Source organism: Streptomyces sp. NPDC048192 (assembly GCF_043202415.1).
Lineage (GTDB): Bacteria > Actinomycetota > Actinomycetes > Streptomycetales > Streptomycetaceae > Streptomyces.
This window is the reverse complement of the sequence record NZ_JBIDAL010000015.1, coordinates 21,131-37,987: the sequence shown is the minus strand read 5'-3', so window position 1 is coordinate 37,987 and position 16,857 is coordinate 21,131. Positions and strand designations below refer to the sequence as shown.

18 protein-coding genes and 5 tRNA genes are annotated in these 16,857 nt (G+C 70.8%); 9 read left to right on the top strand and 14 right to left on the bottom strand.

Annotation, left to right across the window (positions count from 1 at the left end):
• The first annotated feature begins 39 nt into the window (after positions 1-39).
• Positions 40-678 carry a 2-phospho-L-lactate guanylyltransferase gene (cofC, locus tag ACGFZN_RS29365; protein ID WP_393861481.1) on the top strand — a complete coding sequence of 213 codons (639 nt, stop codon included), beginning with the start codon at positions 40-42 and terminating at the stop codon, positions 676-678.
• Between the two features lie 63 nt (positions 679-741).
• The gene (locus ACGFZN_RS29360; RefSeq protein WP_330337606.1) at positions 742-945 is read left to right on the top strand and encodes a hypothetical protein; all 204 of its coding nucleotides are present in this window, start codon (positions 742-744) and stop codon (positions 943-945) included.
• Positions 946-1,014: 69 nt separating this feature from the next.
• Here the strand turns inward: ACGFZN_RS29360 and ACGFZN_RS29355 are convergent, their stop codons facing one another.
• The 4 genes from ACGFZN_RS29355 to leuC form a co-directional block, all read right to left on the bottom strand.
• Entirely contained in the window at positions 1,015-1,668 is a 654-nt protein-coding gene (locus tag ACGFZN_RS29355) for an HU family DNA-binding protein (protein WP_393861480.1), read from the bottom strand.
• 135 nt (positions 1,669-1,803) lie between these two features.
• Complete coding sequence (locus tag ACGFZN_RS29350; protein WP_330337608.1) at positions 1,804-2,034, bottom strand: hypothetical protein; 231 nt, start codon at positions 2,032-2,034, stop codon at positions 1,804-1,806.
• Positions 2,035-2,297: 263 nt separating this feature from the next.
• Positions 2,298-2,891, bottom strand: a complete 594-nt coding sequence (leuD, locus tag ACGFZN_RS29345) for a 3-isopropylmalate dehydratase small subunit (protein WP_393861479.1) — start codon at positions 2,889-2,891, stop codon at positions 2,298-2,300.
• 6 nt (positions 2,892-2,897) lie between these two features.
• A complete protein-coding gene (leuC, locus tag ACGFZN_RS29340; protein ID WP_393861478.1) occupies positions 2,898-4,322 on the bottom strand; it encodes a 3-isopropylmalate dehydratase large subunit in 1,425 nt (474 codons plus the stop codon).
• Between the two features lie 208 nt (positions 4,323-4,530).
• Here leuC and ndgR point away from each other — a divergent pair, with 208 nt between their 5' ends.
• Entirely contained in the window at positions 4,531-5,247 is a 717-nt protein-coding gene (ndgR, locus tag ACGFZN_RS29335) for an IclR family transcriptional regulator NdgR (RefSeq protein WP_023546516.1), read from the top strand.
• 77 nt (positions 5,248-5,324) lie between these two features.
• Here the strand turns inward: ndgR and ACGFZN_RS29330 are convergent, their stop codons facing one another.
• Complete coding sequence (locus ACGFZN_RS29330; protein ID WP_393861477.1) at positions 5,325-5,834, bottom strand: DUF4188 domain-containing protein; 510 nt, start codon at positions 5,832-5,834, stop codon at positions 5,325-5,327.
• Positions 5,835-5,916: 82 nt separating this feature from the next.
• On the opposite strand from ACGFZN_RS29330, the gene ACGFZN_RS29325 reads away from it, so the two are divergent.
• A complete protein-coding gene (locus ACGFZN_RS29325; RefSeq protein ID WP_393861476.1) occupies positions 5,917-6,561 on the top strand; it encodes a MerR family transcriptional regulator in 645 nt (214 codons plus the stop codon).
• Positions 6,562-6,634: 73 nt separating this feature from the next.
• On the opposite strand, the gene ACGFZN_RS29320 is transcribed toward ACGFZN_RS29325, so the two are convergent.
• The 6 genes from ACGFZN_RS29320 to ACGFZN_RS29295 form a co-directional block, all read right to left on the bottom strand.
• A tRNA-Glu gene (locus tag ACGFZN_RS29320) sits at positions 6,635-6,707 on the bottom strand.
• 28 nt (positions 6,708-6,735) lie between these two features.
• A tRNA-Gln gene (locus tag ACGFZN_RS29315) sits at positions 6,736-6,807 on the bottom strand.
• Positions 6,808-6,828: 21 nt separating this feature from the next.
• Positions 6,829-6,901: transfer RNA gene (locus tag ACGFZN_RS29310), tRNA-Glu, on the bottom strand.
• A gap of 29 nt (positions 6,902-6,930) precedes the next feature.
• Positions 6,931-7,003: transfer RNA gene (locus ACGFZN_RS29305), tRNA-Glu, on the bottom strand.
• Positions 7,004-7,024: 21 nt separating this feature from the next.
• Positions 7,025-7,096 (bottom strand) — tRNA-Gln (locus ACGFZN_RS29300).
• Between the two features lie 89 nt (positions 7,097-7,185).
• Complete coding sequence (locus ACGFZN_RS29295; RefSeq protein WP_393861475.1) at positions 7,186-7,920, bottom strand: HAD family hydrolase; 735 nt, start codon at positions 7,918-7,920, stop codon at positions 7,186-7,188.
• Positions 7,921-7,961: 41 nt separating this feature from the next.
• On the opposite strand from ACGFZN_RS29295, the gene ACGFZN_RS29290 reads away from it, so the two are divergent.
• On the top strand, positions 7,962-8,246 hold the full coding sequence (locus tag ACGFZN_RS29290; RefSeq protein WP_393861474.1) for a type II toxin-antitoxin system RelE/ParE family toxin: 285 nt from the start codon (positions 7,962-7,964) through the stop codon (positions 8,244-8,246).
• Positions 8,247-8,305: 59 nt separating this feature from the next.
• Here the strand turns inward: ACGFZN_RS29290 and gltX are convergent, their stop codons facing one another.
• The 3 genes from gltX to ACGFZN_RS29275 all read right to left on the bottom strand — a co-directional run bounded on the left by gltX (position 8,306) and on the right by ACGFZN_RS29275 (position 10,943).
• Positions 8,306-9,790, bottom strand: coding sequence for a glutamate--tRNA ligase (gene gltX / locus ACGFZN_RS29285; RefSeq protein WP_393861473.1), 1,485 nt, complete (start codon positions 9,788-9,790; stop codon positions 8,306-8,308).
• Positions 9,783-10,568, bottom strand: a complete 786-nt coding sequence (locus tag ACGFZN_RS29280) for a fumarylacetoacetate hydrolase family protein (RefSeq protein ID WP_393861472.1) — start codon at positions 10,566-10,568, stop codon at positions 9,783-9,785. The genes gltX and ACGFZN_RS29280 overlap by 8 nt, the downstream gene beginning before the upstream one ends.
• A 183-nt stretch (positions 10,569-10,751) precedes the next feature.
• Complete coding sequence (locus tag ACGFZN_RS29275) at positions 10,752-10,943, bottom strand: hypothetical protein (protein WP_393861471.1); 192 nt, start codon at positions 10,941-10,943, stop codon at positions 10,752-10,754.
• A gap of 569 nt (positions 10,944-11,512) precedes the next feature.
• Here ACGFZN_RS29275 and ACGFZN_RS29270 point away from each other — a divergent pair.
• The 4 genes from ACGFZN_RS29270 to ACGFZN_RS29255 all read left to right on the top strand — a co-directional run bounded on the left by ACGFZN_RS29270 (position 11,513) and on the right by ACGFZN_RS29255 (position 16,833).
• Positions 11,513-15,343 (top strand): nitrate- and nitrite sensing domain-containing protein, encoded by a 3,831-nt coding sequence (locus tag ACGFZN_RS29270; protein ID WP_393861470.1) that lies wholly within the window; start codon positions 11,513-11,515, stop codon positions 15,341-15,343.
• Between the two features lie 9 nt (positions 15,344-15,352).
• Positions 15,353-15,766, top strand: a complete 414-nt coding sequence (locus ACGFZN_RS29265; RefSeq protein WP_005479910.1) for a roadblock/LC7 domain-containing protein — start codon at positions 15,353-15,355, stop codon at positions 15,764-15,766.
• Positions 15,767-15,878: 112 nt separating this feature from the next.
• Positions 15,879-16,277 carry a DUF742 domain-containing protein gene (locus ACGFZN_RS29260; protein ID WP_009190816.1) on the top strand — a complete coding sequence of 133 codons (399 nt, stop codon included), beginning with the start codon at positions 15,879-15,881 and terminating at the stop codon, positions 16,275-16,277.
• The gene (locus ACGFZN_RS29255) at positions 16,258-16,833 is read left to right on the top strand and encodes an ATP/GTP-binding protein (RefSeq protein WP_069778535.1); all 576 of its coding nucleotides are present in this window, start codon (positions 16,258-16,260) and stop codon (positions 16,831-16,833) included. The genes ACGFZN_RS29260 and ACGFZN_RS29255 overlap by 20 nt, the downstream gene beginning before the upstream one ends.
• Positions 16,834-16,857 lie beyond the last annotated feature (24 nt).

Sequence of the window (16,857 nt, the reverse complement as noted above, 5' to 3'; positions counted from 1 at the left end):
CGGGGACAATGATCGTGACGAGTGAGGGACGGTACGCCGGTGCAGTGGACCTTGGTCATCCCCCTGAAACCCCTGGCCCGGGCCAAGAGCAGGCTCTCGGACACCGCGGCGGACGGCGTGCGGCCGGGTCTCGCCCTGGCGTTCGCGCAGGACACGGTGAGCGCGGCGCTGGCGTGCGGCACGGTGGCGGATGTGGTGGTCGTCACGGACGACGAGCTGGCGGGACGCGAGCTGGCGGCGCTGGGCGCGCGGATCGTCCCGGACGCGCCGGCGAGCGGTCTGAACGCCGCCCTGGCGCACGGGGCGGCGGTCGTACGGCACTCGCGTCCGCGCGCGCCCGTCGCGGCCCTGAACGCGGATCTGCCCGCGCTGCGTCCGGCGGAACTGGCCGTGGTACTCGGCGCGGCGGCGCCTTTCCCGCGGGCGTTTCTCGCGGATGCGGCGGGGGTTGGCACGACGTTGCTGGCCGCGGGACCGGACGGGGAATTGCGGCCGGAATTCGGGGTGGATTCCCGCTCCCGGCACCGGGCCTCGGGGGCGGCGGAACTGTCGGTGTCCGGCGTCGATTCGGTACGGCAGGACGTGGACACCGGGGACGACCTGCGCGCGGCGCTGGCGCTGGGGGTCGGGCCGTTCACGGCGGCGGTGTCGGCGGGATTGCTGATCCCGGGGTCGTGAGGGCGTCCGCGGCCGCGCCCCCGCGGCGAAACCCGTACCCGTCGCGCGCACTACGCTGCTGCCATGCAAGCCACCGCATACACGTACGACCCCGAAACCCGCAGCGGGCAGGTGCTGCTCGACGACGGCACCCCCGTGCCCTTCGACGCCGCGGCGTTCGACAAGGGCGGCCTGCGACTGCTGCGTCCCGGGCAGCGCGTGCGGATCGAGACCGAGGGGCGGGGGGACGCCCTGCGGATCACTCTGGTGACCCTTCAAACGCTGTAACCGCCTTGCACACGCCGCGGGCCGGACTCCCAGGAGGAGTCCGGCCCGGCGCGTGAGTGCCTCGGCGTCCTACGACGTCGCCTTGCGGGCGGTGGCCTTCTTGGCGGTGGTCTTGCGGGCCGTCGACTTCTTGGCCGGGGCCTTCTTCGCGGTGACCTTCTTCGCCGGGGCCTTCTTGGCCGTCGCCTTCTTGGCGGTGGTCTTCTTCGCGGCGGTGGTCTTGGCGGTCGCCGTGGTCTTCTTGGCGGGCGCCTTCTTCGCCGTGGTCTTCTTGGCGGCGGCCGTCGTCTTCTTGGCGGTCGTCTTCTTGGCGGCGGTGGTCTTCGCCGCGCCCGTCTTCTTGGCGGCGGCCTTCTTGCCCGCGGCCTTGGAGATGGTGGGCGGCGGGCCGGACAGGCTGCCCTTGGGCGCCTTCTTGACGGCGACCTCGCCACCGCGCGGCAGCTTCTTCGAGCCGCTCACCAGGTCCTTGAACCCCTGGCCGGCGCGGAACCGCGGCACGGAGGTCTTCTTGACCCGAACCCGCTCGCCCGTCTGAGGGTTGCGGGCGTAGCGGGCGGGGCGGTCCACCTTCTCGAAGGACCCGAAGCCGGTGACCGAGACCCGCTCGCCCGCGACGACCGCGCGGACGATGGCGTCCAGGACATGATCGACAGCGTCGGCGGCCTGCTGGCGGCCACCCAGCTTGTCGGCAATCGCTTCTACGAGCTGCGCCTTGTTCACGTCTTCCCCTTCGGAGACATCGCCAGAACGAAAGTGTTCAAGCTTTTCGCACGTTAGGCAGATATATACCGCAAATCAAACACGAAACGGGCTTATCACCCTTGTGCCGCAGCGGACTCGGCGATCTCGGGCCGGTCAGCGGTCCTCGTCGGGGATCCGACCCTCGTCGAGGTCCGCGTTGAACCGCTCGAGCCGCCTTGCCGCCGCGGCGAGATCGTGCTTGGCCGCGGCCGTAATGACCAGCAGCTTCCGGGTCAGCGCCATCCGTACGCCCTCCGGGACTTGCAGTGCGCGCACCCTTGCGTGCGCTTCCTTGAGTTGGTTCGCGACCGCCGTATAGAGCTGGAGTTGGCCGTCGTGTCCCATGCACAGATTGTGCCATCTGGGGCGAGTTGTCGCCTGCGCAGGGGGCAACTCCCGCCTCTCATGGCCTTCCAGGCACTTGCGAAGGACGCGGTCCCAGCACTCGCGTACCCAGGCAACGGCCCTCGTAACGTGGCAAGTTGAGGGCCGGGCGGGAAGCCCGGGGAGCCGTTCGGGTGCAGACACGGCCGTACCCCCGATCGTGGCGACCGGGGGTACGGAGGGGATGTATGAGTGGCCGAAACGCGACCCGTGGGCGGGGTGGATCAGACCTGGAGCGTCCTCGGCTTGTACGACGGCCGCTTGGCCTCGTAGGCGGCGATGTCGGGTTCGTTCCGGAGCGTGATGGAGATGTCGTCCAGGCCGTTGAGCAGCCGCCAGCGGGAGTTCTCGTCCAGCTCGAAGGCGGCGGTGATGCCCGCGGCGCGCACCTCACGAGCCTCAAGGTCCACAGTGACCTCAGCAGTGGGGTCCTGCTCCGTGAGTTCCCACAGCGCGTCCACGATCTTCTGGTCCAGCACGACCGTGAGCAGGCCGTTCTTCAGCGAGTTGCCCCGGAAGATGTCCGCGAAGCGGGAGGAGATCACGGCCTTGAAGCCGTAGTTCTGCAGCGCCCAGACGGCGTGCTCGCGCGAGGAACCGGTGCCGAAGTCGGGGCCGGCGACCAGGACGGTCGCGCCCTGCCGCTCGGGGCGGTTGAGGATGAACTCGGGGTCCTTGCGCCAGGCCTCGAACAGCCCGTCCTCGAAACCGTCCCTGGTGACCTTCTTGAGCCAGTGAGCAGGGATGATCTGGTCGGTGTCGACGTTGGAGCGGCGCAGCGGCACGGCCCGGCCGGTGTGGGTGGTGAATGCTTCCATGACTGATCAGACTCCAGCGGGCACAGAGGTGTCGGACAGGTCGGCCGGGGAGGCCAGGTGGCCCAGGACGGCGGTGGCCGCCGCGACCTGCGGCGACACCAGGTGGGTACGGCCGCCCTTGCCCTGCCGGCCCTCGAAGTTGCGGTTGGAGGTGGACGCGGAGCGCTCACCGGGGGCCAGCTGGTCGGGGTTCATGCCCAGGCACATCGAGCAGCCCGCGTGCCGCCATTCGGCGCCGGCCTCCTTGAAGACCACGTCCAGACCCTCGGAGACGGCCTGCAGACCCACCCGCGCGGAGCCCGGGACGACCAGCATCCGTACGCCGTCGGCGACTTTGCGGTCCTTCAGGATCGCCGCGGCGGCGCGCAGGTCCTCGATGCGGCCGTTGGTGCAGGAGCCTACGAAGACGGTGTCCACCTTGATGGACCGCAGCGGCTGCCCGGCCTCCAACCCCATGTACTCCAGGGCCTTCTCGGCGGCGAGGCGCTCCGAAGCGTCTTCGTACGAAGCCGGGTCGGGGACGCTCGCGGAAAGCGGCGCGCCCTGGCCCGGGTTGGTGCCCCAGGTGACGAACGGCGACAGCTCACCGGCGTTGATCACGACCTCGGCGTCGAACTCGGCGTCGTCGTCCGTCCTCAGCGTCTTCCAGTACGCGACGGCCGCGTCCCAGTCGGCGCCCTCGGGGGCGTGCGGGCGGCCCTTGAGGTACTCGAAGGTGGTCTCGTCGGGGGCGATCATGCCCGCGCGGGCGCCGGCCTCGATCGACATGTTGCAGATGGTCATCCGGGCCTCCATCGAGAGCTTCTCGATGGCGGAGCCGCGGTACTCCAGGACGTAGCCCTGGCCGCCGCCGGTGCCGATCTTCGCGATGATGGCGAGGATCAGGTCCTTGGCGGTGACGCCCTCGGGCAGCTCGCCCTCCACCGTGATGGCCATGGTCTTGGGGCGGGCCATCGGCAGCGTCTGGGTGGCCAGCACGTGCTCGACCTGGGAGGTGCCGATGCCGAACGCCAGCGCGCCGAACGCGCCGTGCGTGGAGGTGTGCGAGTCGCCGCAGACGACCGTCGTGCCGGGCTGGGTCAGGCCGAGCTGCGGGCCGACCACGTGCACGACGCCCTGCTCGACGTCGCCCAGCGGGTGCAGGCGCACGCCGAACTCGGCGCAGTTCTTGCGCAGCGTCTCCAGCTGGGCCCGGGAGACCGGGTCGGCGATGGGCTTGTCGATGTCGAGGGTCGGGGTGTTGTGGTCCTCGGTGGCGATGGTGAGGTCGAGGCGGCGGACCGCGCGGCCGTTCTTGCGCAGCCCGTCGAAGGCCTGCGGGCTGGTCACCTCGTGCAGCAGGTGCAGATCGATGTAGAGGAGGTCGGGCTCGCCCTCGGCGCGCCGGACGACGTGGTCGTCCCAGACCTTCTCCGCGAGTGTCCTACCCATCGCTTTCCCTCCGGCCGGCGACACGTCCACCGGCCCAACTAGAGATCCTGGGATGCGGCGACTGCCCTTGAGGGGCCCCCTGAAAGTCGTGATTCCGGGCGTCCACCGCCGGGCCCGTTGGTCCGCGGGCCGCTGTGTGATTCAAGAGTGGCGCGTTCCACGGAAAATTGAACTTGCGTTTCACAGAGTGAGACGCGAGTATCGTTGCATGGACAACAGTAGCGGCGTCGGCGTTCTGGACAAGGCGGCCCTCGTCCTGAGCGCTCTGGAGTCCGGTCCGGCCACCCTCGCGGGTCTGGTCGGCGCCACCGGACTGGCACGACCCACGGCTCACCGCCTGGCCGTGGCCCTGGAACACCACCGCATGGTGGCACGCGACATGCAGGGCCGGTTCATCCTCGGCCCGCGCCTTGCGGAACTGGCGGCGGCGGCCGGCGAGGACCGCCTGCTCGCGACGGCGGGCCCCGTGCTCACCCACCTCCGCGATGTCACCGGCGAGAGCGCGCAGCTCTACCGTCGCCAGGGTGACATGCGGATCTGTGTGGCCGCGGCGGAGCGCCTGTCCGGCCTTCGGGACACCGTCCCGGTCGGTTCCACGCTCACGATGAAGGCCGGCTCCTCGGCGCAGATCCTGCTCGCCTGGGAGGAGCCCGAGCGCCTGCACCGCGGCCTGCAGGGCGCCCGCTTCACGGCGACGGCCCTGTCGGGCGTGCGGCGGCGCGGCTGGGCCCAGTCCATCGGTGAGCGGGAGCCGGGCGTCGCGTCCGTCTCCGCGCCGGTGCGCGGCCCGTCCAACCGCGTGGTGGCCGCCGTGTCGGTCTCCGGCCCCATCGAGCGCCTGACCCGCCACCCGGGCCGTATGCACGCCCAGGCGGTCATCGACGCCGCGGCCCGCCTCTCGGAGGCCCTGCGCCGCTCGGGCTGACCCCGGCCCGCCGGGAACGCAGAGGAGGGCCTGCCTCAACGCCGCGGCAGGCCCTCCTCGCTCCCCCGGTCCCCCCGTCAGGCGGTCTTCCCCTCCACCGGCGCCTGCTGCGAACGGTGAGCGAACCGGTCCTTCGCGTACCGGCCCCTGCGCTCCAGCGGGATCTGTCCGTGCGCGGCGGCGAGGCCGAAGGCCGGCATGTCGCCGTAGATCGCCTCGTACGACCCCTCCGGCACGACGTACGCCTCGTGCCAGATCCCGACCTGCCCGCGCAGCTTCCCGGTCCGCTCCAAGCGGTTCAGGCGTGCCCAGGCCGTGTGGTGGAAGGCGTCCGGCGCGGTCGCGTAGCCGTAGAGCTTGTCCTTGGACTCCCAGTACTGCACCACGTAGTACGTCCGCGGCGACGCCGTCAGCAGCACACGGCCGAGCAGGCCCCGCTCGGGTTCCTTCTCCAGGTCCCGCAGCATGCGGAACATCGCGAGCATCACCGGCAGCCACAGCCGGACGGCCCGGAAGCGGTTGATGCGCATGCCGATCAGCAGGACGACGACGTCGCCCTTCGCGTCGGCGGTCGTACGGGTCACCATGAGCATGTCCCCCGGTTGGTGAGCGGAGCTATCCAATGACCGATGCTTGGATAGTGCCGTTATCCGAAGAGGAGCGCAAGAGATGCGGCTGGCGGAGTTGAGCGAGCGCAGCGGTGTGTCCACCGCGACGATCAAGTACTACCTGCGCGAAGGCCTGTTGCCGCCGGGCCGCCAGATCAACACGACGACGGCCGAGTACGGCGAGGACCATCTGCGCCGGCTGCGGCTGGTGCGGGCGATGATCCAGGTCGGCGGGCTCCCCGTGGCCGCCGTCCGGGAGGTGCTGCGCCACGTCGACGACGACTCCCTGGGCCGCACGATCCGGCTGGGCGCGGCCCTGTGGGCGCTGCCGCAGGTGCCGGAACCGGACGAGGAGGACGCGTTCGTACGGGCGGCCCACCGGGAGGTGGACCAGCTGCTGGACGAGCTGGGCTGGACGAACGCGAAGCTGCTGACGACGATCTCGCCCGCGTACCGCTCCCTGGTGGTGGCGGTGGCCGCCTTCCGCCGGCTCGGGTACGAGTGGGGGCATGAACTCCTCGCGTCCTACGCCCACTTGATGCACGAGGTGGCCGGACTCGACCTGGACTTCGTGGAGACGTATCCGTCGGAGGCGGAGAAGGTGGAGACGGCGGTGCTCGGTGCGGTGCTGACCGAGCCGATGCTGCAGGCGCTGCGCCGGCTGGCGCAGGAGGAGGAGTCGGCACGGCGTTACGGCTTCGAGTAGCCGGCGCCGGGGAACGGCGAGGCCCGGGAACGGCGAAGGCCCCCCACCGCAGTGGAGGGCCTTCCCTGATGCGTACCCCCGACCGGATTCGAACCGGCGCTACCGCCTTGAGAGGGCGGCGTGCTAGGCCGCTACACAACGGGGGCGTGGACGCTGCGTTTCCGCAGGTCCGAGCTGGTCTACCTGGACTCGAACCAAGACTAACTGAACCAGAATCAGTCGTGCTGCCAATTACACCATAGACCAATGATGGTTTAGACCAGTCAGTACCCCCGACCGGATTCGAACCGGCGCTACCGCCTTGAGAGGGCGGCGTGCTAGGCCGCTACACAACGGGGGCCCTAGCGATCCCGACAGGATCAGGATCAGTACCCCCGACCGGATTCGAACCGGCGCTACTGCCTTGAGAGGGCAGCGTGCTAGGCCGCTACACAACGGGGGCTTTGCAGATAAGCTCTGCGAGCTGGCCTACCTGGACTCGAACCAAGACTAACTGAACCAGAATCAGTCGTGCTGCCAATTACACCATAGGCCACTGGAACTCAAGCCCCTGCGGGGTCTCGTTCTAGCTTGCTCCTCGGGGCTCCGGCCTTCCGGCCCGCGCCCCTCGGCGCAGGAAGAACATTACCCGAAGGTGGACGGGGCTCCAAAACGGGTATCCGTGCGGACGAGCGCGGGGAGTTCGGCGAGGGACGAGATCCGGCGCGCCACGGCCTCTCCCGCGCCCCGGAACGAGGCCGTTCCGCGATCGATCCACACGGACAGCAGCCCGGCCTCGGCGGCGCCCCGCCCGTCGATCTCCGGGTGGTCGCCGACGTACGCCACCTCGTGCGGAGGCAGCCGGAGCGCCTCGCAGACCGCCAGGAAGGCGCCGGCCTGCGGCTTGGAGACGCCCAGCTCGGCGGCGCACAGCACCGCCTCGAAGCGGTGGAGCAGGCCGAGGGTGCGCAGCTTGTGCTCCTGGACCGCGAGGCTGGAGTTGGACAGCACCGCGTGCCGGTGGCTGGCGGAGAGGGCCTCCAGGGCGGGCAGGACGTCCGGGAAGAGGCTCCAGGCGGCCTCGTAGTGCCCGAGGTAGCGCCGGAACCAGGCGTCGGCCTCCGCGTCGGTCAGCGCGGCCTCGCCGAGGAACACCCGCACCCGGTCGCGCCGCTGTCCCTCGAAGCTGATCTCCCCCGCCGAGAACCGGGCCCACTGGTCGTCGGTGATCTCCCGCCACCGGGCGAGGGCCTGCTCCGCGGTCGCGTACCCGGCGAGCAGCCCCTCCGCCGCCAGATGCGCCCGCATGCCCTCCCGGTCGGCGCTCGTGTAGTCGAAGAGGGTGTCGTCCACGTCCCAGACCACGGCTCTGATCGTCATACCGCCGACGGTACCGCCGGACGGCTGGCAAACTGGTCGGCATGAACGAGTACCGCGTCCAGTTCACCGTCGAGGCCCGTGCGACGTTCGACGCCCTGCCCGCAGAGCGTCGAGCCCAGCTGGACCGGGCCGTACGCATACTGGCGCGCGACCCGTTCCGGAAGACCTCGACCGCACAGCTGGGCCCTGACGAGCACCTGCGCAAGGCCTACGTGGCGCCGGGCGTCATGTTGGAGTACATGGTGGCCGGCGCGATCATGGTCATCGTCGTACTGGAGATCTTCGACGAGAGCGCCTATCTGATCGACGAAGCCGACGCTCAGTGACCCATGCGACAGGGGCGGCACCGGATAGCTCCGGTGCCGCCCCTGTCGTCATGCGTCAGTCAGGCGCTCAGCCGCGCCAGGGCAGCGTCGATCCTGGCCAGGGTCTTCTCCTTGCCCAGGACCTCCAGGGACTCGAAGAGGGGCAGGCCGACGGTGCGGCCGGTGACGGCGACGCGGACCGGGGCCTGGGCCTTGCCGAGCTTGAGGCCGTGGGCCTCGCCGGCGGCCAGGACGGCCTCCTTCAGGGACTCCGCGGAGGTCCAGTCGGCCGCCTCCAGCTTCTCCCGCGCCGTGCGGAGCAGGGCGTCGCTGCCCTCCTTCATCGCCTTCGTCCACGACGCCTCGTCGAAGACCGGCTCGGGCAGGAACAGGAAGTCGACGTTGTCGGTGATCTCCGACAGCACCTTCAGCCGGGTCTGGGCGTGCGGCGCGATCGCCTGCCACTTCGCCTCGTCGAAGTCCTCCGGCGCCCAGGGCGCGAAGGGGGCCTTCAGCCAGGGGCGGCAGCGCTCGGTGAAGTCCTTCACCTCGAGCATGCGGATGTGGTCGCCGTTGATCGCCTCGCACTTCTTGAGGTCGAAGCGGGCCGGGTTGGGGTTGACGTCGGAGATGTCGAAGGCGGCGACCATCTCGTCGATCGTGAAGATGTCCTTGTCCGCGGAGAGCGACCAGCCCAGCAGGGACAGGTAGTTGAGCAGGCCCTCCGGCAGGAAGCCCTGCTCGCGGTAGAGGTTCAGCGAGGACTGCGGGTCGCGCTTGGACAGCTTCTTGTTGCCCTCGCCCATGACGTAGGGGAGGTGGCCGAACTGCGGGACCTGCTTGGCGACGCCCAGCTCGGTCAGCGCCTTGTAGAGCGCGATCTGGCGCGGGGTGGAGGACAGCAGGTCCTCGCCGCGCAGCACGTGGGTGATCTCCATCAGGGCGTCGTCGACCGGGTTGACCAGCGTGTACAGCGGGGCGCCGTTGGCTCGCACGATGCCGTAGTCCGGCACGTTCTCCGGGGTGAAGGTCAGCTCGCCGCGGACCAGGTCGGTGAAGGTGATCGTCTCGTCGGGCATCCGGAAGCGGACGATCGGGGTGCGGCCCTGCGCCCGGTACTCCTCGACCTGCCCGGCGCTCAGGTCACGGCAGTGGCCGTCGTAGCCGGAGGGCCGGCCGGCGGCGCGGGCGGCCTCGCGGCGGGTGTCCAGCTCCTCCTGGGAGCAGTAGCAGTGGTAGGCGTAGCCGCCGTCCAGGAGCTTGCGTGCGACGTCGGCGTAGATGTCCATGCGCTGCGACTGGCGGTACGGCGCGTGCGGGCCGCCGACCTCGGGGCCCTCGTCCCAGTCGAAGCCGAGCCAGCGCATCGCGTCGAGGAGCTGGTTGTACGACTCCTCCGAGTCGCGGGCGGCGTCGGTGTCCTCGATGCGGAAGACCAGGGTGCCCTGGTGGTGCCGGGCGAACGCCCAGTTGAACAGGGCGGTGCGGACCAGGCCCACGTGCGGGTTACCGGTGGGCGAGGGGCAGAAACGGACGCGTACGGGTGAGCCGGGTGCGCTAGCCACGCTTGACAACCTTGTTGGTGAGAGTGCCGATGCCTTCGATGGTGACGGCGACCTCGTCGCCGACGTTCAGGGGGCCGACCCCCGCGGGGGTGCCGGTGAGGATGACGTCGCCGGGCAGCAGGGTCATGGCCTCGGAGATGTTGACGACCAGGTCCTCGATGGGGTGGATCATCTCGCTGGTGCGGCCGAGCTGGCGCTGCTGTCCGTTGACGGTCAGCTGCACGGTCAGGTCGTTGGCGCGCTCGAGGCCGAGGTCCGTCTCCACCCAGGGGCCGAGCGGGCAGGAGGTGTCGAAGCCCTTGGCGCGGGCCCACTGCTTCTCGCGCTTCTGCACGTCGCGGGCGGTGACGTCGTTGGCGCAGGTGTAGCCGAAGATCACGTCCTTGACGCGCTCGCGCGGCACCTCGCGGCACATGCGGCCGATCACGACGGCCAGCTCGGCCTCGTGGTGCAGTTCCTCGGAGAAGGGCGGGTACTGGATCTCGTCGCCGGGGCCGATCACCGAGGTGGAGGGCTTGAAGAAGGCGAAGGGGGCGTCCGGGACGTCGTTGCCCAGCTCGCGCGCGTGCTCGGCGTAGTTGCGGCCGAACGCCACGACCTTGTTGGGGAGCACCGGCGGAAGCAGCCTGACCTTGCTCAGCGGCACCTTCGTACCGGACAGCTCGAAGTCCGCGAACGGGATGCCCTTGATGATGTCGAGGACGAGCTCGTCCTGCTTGTCGCCCTCGACCGCGCCGAAGGCGACGTTCCCGTCGATGGAGAACCTGGCGATGCGCACGGGATCTTCGCGCCCCTTGACTTGAGAACCGGCGTACTGTCGCCCCAGGTTAACCGGTCGGACCGCGCACTTCCGCCGAAAAGGACCGGTCATACGGGTGGGCCGCCGGCATGGCGCCGGCGGCCCGTACGCCGCGTACACAAGTGGGCCCGGCCCCCGCCGGGGGCCGGGGCGGCCCGTCGGCTACTCTGCCGGGGCCGACGCGCCGGCGGGGACGTCCACCAGCACCGTGCGCCGGGGGTTGGCCGTCTGGGCCGGGAGATCGACGGAGTGCTCCGGCAGGTCGGGGGTCTCGAGTTCGCCGGCGTCCTTCAGATGCGCCAGGGTCGTGCGACGCGGGTTGGCGATCTTGTGGAACATCATCGTCGTCTTCACGGTTGTACAAGTCCTGGTTCTGTGTCGGCGGGCTTACAGATGCGTCCCTCTTGTAAAGCGTCAGGCTAAACATCGGATTCCCCGCCGAAGGCGCCAACTGTTCACTATCTGCGTGTGAGTTTGCTCACGACCTCGCGGACAAACCGGTCATACCCGACCGCCAATCCGGCCCGGAGAAACGGACATTGTCCCCCTGAAGCCATCATTCCGCTCCTGATCATGGCGACTCAGACACTCGGGAGCCGCCGAGGACTCGCAGGGATATGTCCGTTACATCCGGGATCAGCCTCCACGGCTGGTGACACCGCACTCACAGCCCGTCACCTAGGTCACAGCTAGGGGCACGGCCCTTGTTGGAGATCCGGCACTGTGCTGGAATTCCACGGACCGCCGCGGGATCGAGCCGGCGCACAGGGGGCGCGAAGCCGCGCCGAGTGGCGGGCGAGACAGGGGGAACGCGCCGGTCACTCAAGACCATCGGGGGGCGTATTCAGGGCGCTCTCCACAACGCCGACACCGTGTCCCTCCGTTCACGCGGGGGGGTGCCTGGTCCAGAGGTTGCGACGCTAGTGCAGGGACGTTTCAAGAGGGATGGCAGCGCTTCGGCGGAGCCGGAGTCGCACGACGGAACTGGCCCCATGAAGGGCAGCTCCTCGCCCCAGCACGCCCAGAACCCGGGCCCGGCCCCTTCGGCGGACGGTGGTGACCGCCCCGGACGCCCCGGCGTGTCGTCCTCGTCGACGGCCACGGCGGCCGGCGGCTCCGGCGCCGCCCCCACGCCGCCCATCAAGCCCGCCAAGGGCCCGAGCGGCCCCGGCTCGCGCCTGGCGCTGCGCAACTGGCGCATCTCCACGCGCCTGGTGTCGCTGCTCGCGTTGCCCGTGGTCGCGGCGACCTCGCTGGGCGCGCTGCGCATCGACCAGAACATCACCGACATCCAGCAGCTCGACAACATGAAGCTGCTGACGGACATGACCAAGCAGGCCACCGAACTGGCCGCCGCGCTCCAGGAGGAGCGCGACCAGTCGGCCGGCCCGCTGGCGCACGGCCTCAACGCGAGCGACTACACGGTCAAGGGCTACCGGGACAAGACCGACCGGGCTCTGGCGAACTTCGAGAACTCCACCCAGGAGATCGACGACGCCAGCAAGGACGGCCAGCTCCAGGGCGTCCGCGACAACCTCGTCGGCATCTTCAACCAGCTCGACCAGCTGGCCAAGATCCGCAAGAGCGCGTATCAGCAGCACGGCAACTCGACGCAGACGATCGAGGCCTACCACCGGCTGATCACCCAGCTGATCGACCTGTCCCAGGACATGGCCCAGGCGTCCAGCAACCCGGAGATGATCTCGCGCACCCGCGCCCTGGCGGCCTTCTCCACCGCCAAGGAGTACGCCTCCGTGCAGCGCGCCACGATCGCCGCCGCGCTGCCCGCGACCACGAACGTCAAGGGCGACCTGTCGACGAACGACCGCCTCTACGGCCAGTCGGCGTACCAGAGCGAGAACTCCGAGATCTCGATCTTCCGGAAGATCTACGCGAACAACAACGCCGAGGAACTCCTCAAGCCGATCGACGAGGGCAACCCGACGATCGAGGCGGCGGACACCTACGCCAAGCGCGTCTTCGACTCCTCCGACGGCCTGCAGAGCCTGAACGCGCGCTCGTACCGCGACTGGGTGGACGACAGCTCGACCAAGATCGAGCAGATGAAGAAGATCGAGCACACGCTGCTCGAGGAGATGGAGCAGAAGGCCCGCGAGCTGAAGAGCGCCACCCAGCGTGACGCCATCATCTCCGGTGCGCTCATCCTCCTCGTGCTCGGCGTCTCGCTGGTCGGCGCCTTCGTCGTGGCCCGGTCCATGATCCGCTCGCTGCGCCGGCTGCAGGAGACCGCGACCAAGGTCGCCCAGGACCGGCTGCCCGAGCTGGTCAAGCAGCTGTCGGAGTCCGACCCGCAGGACGTCGACACCTCCGTCGAGTCGGTCGGTGTGCACTCCAAGGACGAGATCGGCCAGGTGGCCGCGGCCTTCGACGACGTGCACCGCGAGGCGGTCCGCCTCGCCGCCGAGCAGGCCCTGCTGCGGGGCAACGTCAACGCGATGTTCACCAACCTCTCGCGCCGCTCCCAGGGTCTGATCCAGCGCCAGCTGTCGCTGATCTCCGAGCTGGAGTCCCGCGAGGCCGACCCGGACCAGCTGTCCTCGCTGTTCAAGCTCGACCACCTCGCCACCCGTATGCGCCGTAACGGCGAGAACCTCCTCGTCCTCGCCGGTGAGGAGCCCGGCCGCCGCTGGACCCGCCCGGTCCCGCTGGTCGACGTGCTCCGCGCCGCCGCCTCCGAGGTGGAGCAGTACGAGCGCATCGAGCTGGCCGCCGTCCCCACCACCGAGGTCGCGGGCCGCGTCGTCAACGACCTCGTGCACCTGCTCGCCGAGCTGCTGGAGAACGCGACCTCGTTCTCCTCGCCGCAGACCAAGGTCAAGGTCACCGGTCATGCGCTGCCCGACGGCCGCGTGCTGATCGAGATCCACGACACCGGCATCGGCCTGTCCCCCGAGGACCTCGCGGCGATCAACGAGCGGCTGGCCTCGCCGCCCACCGTGGACGTCTCCGTCTCCCGCCGCATGGGCCTCTTCGTGGTCGGCCGGCTGTCCCAGCGGCACGGCATCCGCATCCAGCTGCGTCCGTCCGACTCCGGCGGTACGACCGCGCTGGTCATGCTGCCCGTCGACGTGGCCCAGGGCGGCAAGAAGCCCGCTCCGGGCAAGCCGGGCGCGCCCGTCGGCACCGGTGGCCCCGCCGCCGCACAGGCCGCCGCAGGCGCGGCCGCGGCCCGCCGCCAGGCGGCCGGCAACAACGGCGGCGCCCTCGGCGGCGCCCCGTCCGGCGGCGGTCTGCTCGGTTCCGGTTCCGGTCCGCGCGGCCAGGTGGGCGCCGGCCAGGGTCCCCGGGCCGCGCTGCCCGGCACCGGCCAGGGCGGCCGTCCCGGCGCCCGCGGTCCCCAGGGCGGCCCCGGCGGCCCCGGTCTCGCCGGCCCGCAGGGCCGGCCGGTGCCCGCGGGTTCCGGTGCGGGCGGCTTCGGCGGCCAGGCGCCCGGCGCCCCGCAGAACCTCCAGACGGCGAACCCCGGCGGCCCGCAGCAGGACGCCTTCGGCGGCCGTGGCCCGCAGCGGCCCGGCGCCGGTTCCGACCAGGGCCGCCAGCCGCAGCTGCCGCCGCGCGGCGGCGCGCGGGCCGAGCTGCCCGGCGGCGACCAGCGCACCCCGGACTGGGGTGACGCCCAGGCCCCGCTGTCGCGTGCCTCGCTGGACGCGCCGCGCGGCCACGACGAGCAGGACCCCACGCACACCGCGCGCATGCCGCGCGTCGACGACCGGCAGGGCCCGGGCTCGACCGCGGAGATACCCCGCATCGACGCCCAGGGCCCGTCCGCCACCGGCGAGTTCCCGCGCCCGGACTTCAACGGCCCGCAGCACACCGGCCAGTTCGCCCGCCCGGACAGCCCCCAGCAGACGGGCCAGTACGCCCGCCCGGACGGCCCCGGTCAGACCGGCCAGTTCCCGCGCCCCGGAAACCCGCAGCAGACCGGGCAGTTCGAGCGTCCCGAGGCCCCGCAGCTGCCCGGCGGGTACGAGCGGCCCGGCAACCCGCAGGACTCCGGCTCGGGTCAGTTCGTCCGCTCCGACGTCTTCGGCACCCCGGCGCCCCGCCAGGACGACCCGGCGCGCGGCACCGGCCAGTTCGCGGCGCCGCAGGGCTTCGAGGGCGGCTACGACGGCAGCTCCACCGGACGGCACGCCCTGCCCGGACGCCAGGACCCGGCCCACACCGGCCAGTTCGAGCGTCCGCAGCCGGCCGGCCGGGACGGCTTCGGCGCCCCGCGCCCGCCCGCCCCGCAGCCGCAGCACCGTGAGCCGGAGGCGCTGCCGCCGGCCACCGGCCCGGGCGACGGCCGTACGCCGCTGTACGACACGCTGGAGACCAATTGGTTCCACGGCGGTGCGCAGGCGCCGGCCGCGCCGCAGCAGCAGGCGCCGGCCCCGCAGCGCAGCGCGAACGGCAACGGCGGTGCCAACGGCACTGCCAACGGCTCATCCGCCACCGGCTCCTGGCGCACCTCGCCGAACGACGAACTCGTCCGCCAGGCCGAGCGCGTCCGGCAGCCCGCGTCGGGCGGTGTCACCACCTCCGGCCTGCCGCGCCGGGTGCCCCGGGCGAACCTCGTCCCGGGCACGGCTCAGCAGCAACAGCACCAAAGCGGTCCGCAGGTCTCGCGTGCGCCTGACGACGTGCGCGGACGGCTGACCAACCTCCGTCGGGGCATCGCTCAGGGCCGTCAGGCCGGCAGCGGCCAGACCGGCAGCTTCCCGAGCCCCACTCACCAGCAGGAGCGTTAGTTGAGAGCGATGAGCCAGGCGGCACAGAACCTGAACTGGTTGATCACCAACTTCGTGGACAACACCCCCGGGGTGTCGCACACGGTGGTGGTCTCCGCCGACGGCCTTCTGCTGGCGATGTCCGAAGGCTTTCCGCGCGACCGCGCCGACCAGCTCGCGGCCGTCGCCTCCGGCCTGACCTCGTTGACCGCCGGGGCGTCCCGGATCTTCGAGGGCGGCGACGTGGCGCAGACGGTCGTCGAGATGGAGCGCGGTTTCCTCTTCCTGATGTCCGTCTCGGACGGGTCGTCCCTCGCGGTCCTGGCCCACCCCGAGTGCGACATCGGCCTTGTCGGCTACGAGATGGCACTGCTCGTCGACCGCGCAGGGGCGGTACTCACCCCGGACCTGCGCGCCGAACTGCAGGGCAGTTTGCTCCACTGAACGGCCCCGGCACCACCCACCTCACGAAAACACCGTCCGGCCGCCACAATCCCCCCACCGGCCCCGTCCGACGGCTTGACTGACCGACTTGCTGTCCCGCCCGGAGGATTCGATGACCCCGCCCACCGCCCATCATGATCCGTACGCGGAGCCGTACGGGGACGAGGGCGACCAGCCGCTGGTCCGTCCGTACGCGATGACCGGCGGCCGGACCAGGCCGCGCTACCAGCTCGCCATCGAGGCGCTGATCAGCACCACCGCGGACCCCGCAGCACTCATGGGGCTGCTCCCGGAGCACCAGCGCATCTGCCACCTGTGCCGTGAGGTCAAGTCGGTCGCGGAGGTCTCCGCGCTGCTGGCCATGCCGCTCGGGGTGGCCCGGATCCTGGTCGCCGACCTCGCCGAGGCCGGCCTGGTCGCCATCCACCAGCCGGGTGGCGACGAGAACAACGGCGGCGCACCGGACGTGACGCTGCTCGAAAGGGTGCTCAGTGGACTTCGCAAGCTCTGACGGGGGCCGGGCCACCACCTCCGCGAAGATCGTGGTGGCGGGCGGCTTCGGCGTGGGCAAGACCACGTTCGTCGGCGCCGTCTCGGAGATCAACCCGCTGCGCACAGAGGCCGTCATGACGTCCGCGTCGGCCGGCATCGACGACCTCACCCACACCGGGGACAAGACCACCACCACGGTGGCCATGGACTTCGGCCGCATCACCCTGGACCAGGACCTGATCCTCTACCTCTTTGGCACCCCCGGACAGGACCGCTTCTGGTTCATGTGGGACGACCTGGTCCGCGGTGCGATCGGCGCGGTGGTGCTCGTGGACACCCGGCGCCTCGCCGACTGCTTCCCCGCCGTCGACTACTTCGAGAACAGCGGCCTGCCCTTCGTCGTCGCCCTCAACGGCTTCGACGGGCAGCAGCCGTACGCTCCGGAGGAGGTGCGGGAGGCGCTGCAGATCGGTCCGGACACCCCGATCATCACCACGGACGCCCGGCACCGGGCCGACGCCAAGAGCGCGCTGATCACGCTGGTGGAGCACGCGCTGATGGCCCGGCTCAAGTAGGCAGCGGCGTCCGTACTCAAGTGC